Genomic DNA, 2,279 nt, shown 5'->3' on the forward strand with positions numbered 1-2,279 from the left:
TGAATAATCTGAATAATGTTCGGTAGTATTTATAAAAATAGATAAGGAAAACTGTCTAAAATATTTGAAAGGTGACACTTACTGTAATGCAGTAATGCTAAAAGATGTACATGAACTGCTATATCTGATGGAGGGGTGCCATCGAAAAAGTTAAGTTGAAATGGTAGGAAAAGTAGTAGAAAGTACACTTTAGAGCATCGTATAAAAAGATAAAAAATAATTAAAGGTAGGAGATTAAAAAGGATATAATCTAATCTTTGGTGTCTCTAGTTTTTGTGATAATTGATAGTAAATGTTGTGTAAATTTCAGATAAAGTGCCTTATAGTGTTACTGAAGTTAATGCTATTATGAGTTTTGTCATTTACTGAAGTTTTTTATTTGGAAGGATGTGTTATAACATGGACATAAATAGAATCAAATTGTTAATTTGGGATTTAGATGAAACCTTTTGGAAAGGAACTTTGAGTGAAGGTGAGATTTCACCCATAAAAGAGAATATAGAACTTGTAAAAAATCTCACAGATATAGGGATTATTAATTCAATTAATTCTAAAAATGATATGGATCAAGTAGAAAAAAAATTAAATGAATTGGGCATACGAAAATATTTTGTATTTTTATCTGTTAACTGGAGTGCAAAAGGACAAAGGATACAAAATCAGATTAATGCAATGCAGCTACGTGCATCTAATGTATTATTTATTGATGATAATCACTTGAATCTTGAGGAAGCTAAGTATTACAATCGTGATCTTATGACAGCTAAGCCTGAGGATTTAGTTTCGATTTATGAAATAGTAAATGAAATTGAAAAAAAAGATAAAGAAAACAGAAGGCTAAATCAATATAAACTTCTTGAAACTAAGTATGCTGAGCAGCAACAAGCGATTTCTAATGAGGAATTTCTTTTTAAAAGCGATATTAGAGTTGAAATTCATAAGGATTGCCTAAATAAAGTTGACAGAATTTATGACTTGATTATTCGCACTAATCAATTAAATTTTACGAAAAATAGAATTCGAAAAATTCAGTTGATAGAGTTGCTAAACGATAATTCTTTTGAATTTGGTTATGTTAGTGTAATGGATAGATTTGGAGATTACGGAATTGTAGGCTTTTTTGCTTGTAAAAACAATAGGCTGGAACATTTTATGTTTTCATGTCGTACTCTTGGTATGGGCATCGAACAATATGTTTATTCTGAATTAAATTATCCTGAGTTGGAAATTTCGGGTCAAGTTATTTCAGATTTGAAATATGATTTTACACCTACTTGGATAAATCAAGGAATAAAAAGAATAAATTTCAATAAAATGGGGATGGATAACCAGAGTCAGGTGAAAATATTGTTTAAAGGGCCATGTGATTTAGAACAGATTTTTTCATATATTGAAGAAACAAATAGAATAGACTGTGAGTTTACCTATGTTAATCAGAAAACAGGAGTCCTAATAGAGCAACATAATCATACAAGTCAAATTGTTGAAGGTATAACATTAAATAAGGACATAAAAGATAGTTTAATTAATGAATTGCCATTTTCCGATGAAAATATGTTTTCTGATAAAATGTTCAAAGAAAAATATGACATTGTGTTTTTAAGTATGTTAACTGATGGAAATCTTGGACTTTATCAACGAAAAGAATCAGACGAATTAATTGCATTTGGAGAGTACTATTATCCGCTAACTGAAGAGAGCAATTGGGAAGGTTATGTAAACGGTGATATATTTACTGCCAATTGTAAATTTAACCTTCAAATACTAAGTGATTTTTCTAACAAATACAACTTTATTGGTAGAATACCAGTTCAACAGATAATTAAAAATTTAAGAATTATTCGTGAGAAATTAAATCCCGATTGTTTGTTGGTATTGATGACCGGGTCTGAAACACCGTATGAGGAAAATAGAAATCCAGCTTATGAGGGAAGACATTTAATTCATAAAGAGATGAATGAAGCAATAAGAGAGTTTATGAAAGAACATACCAATGTTGAGATGATTGAGTTCAATAGTTATATTAAAGAACAAAGTAGTTTTTACAATAATATTAACCATTTTATCAAACCAGTTTATTATAATGTGGCCAAAGATGTTATAAAAAAAATTAATTCCAAAACAATTATTGATATAGGACAGGAATCAAGGTTTAAACTTATGGTGGATTATTCCAAGCAAATCGTCAAAAAAATGCTAAATAAGGTTTGAAGAAAAAATTTATTAATCTACAAAAGTAGGGATAAATTTAATAGGAAAAAATGGACTTACCTTCACTT

The 2,279-nt window shown here is 28.7% G+C and carries 1 protein-coding gene; it reads left to right on the forward strand.

Going from position 1 to position 2,279, the window contains the following annotated elements:
• Positions 1-399: 399 nt before the first annotated feature.
• On the forward strand, positions 400-2,211 hold the full coding sequence (locus V7014_RS26190) for an HAD-IIIC family phosphatase (protein WP_335511905.1): 1,812 nt from the start codon (positions 400-402) through the stop codon (positions 2,209-2,211).
• Positions 2,212-2,279 lie beyond the last annotated feature (68 nt).

This window comes from Bacillus sp. JJ722 (assembly GCF_036963345.1).
In the GTDB taxonomy this organism is placed as follows: domain Bacteria; phylum Bacillota; class Bacilli; order Bacillales; family DSM-1321; genus Bacillus_AD.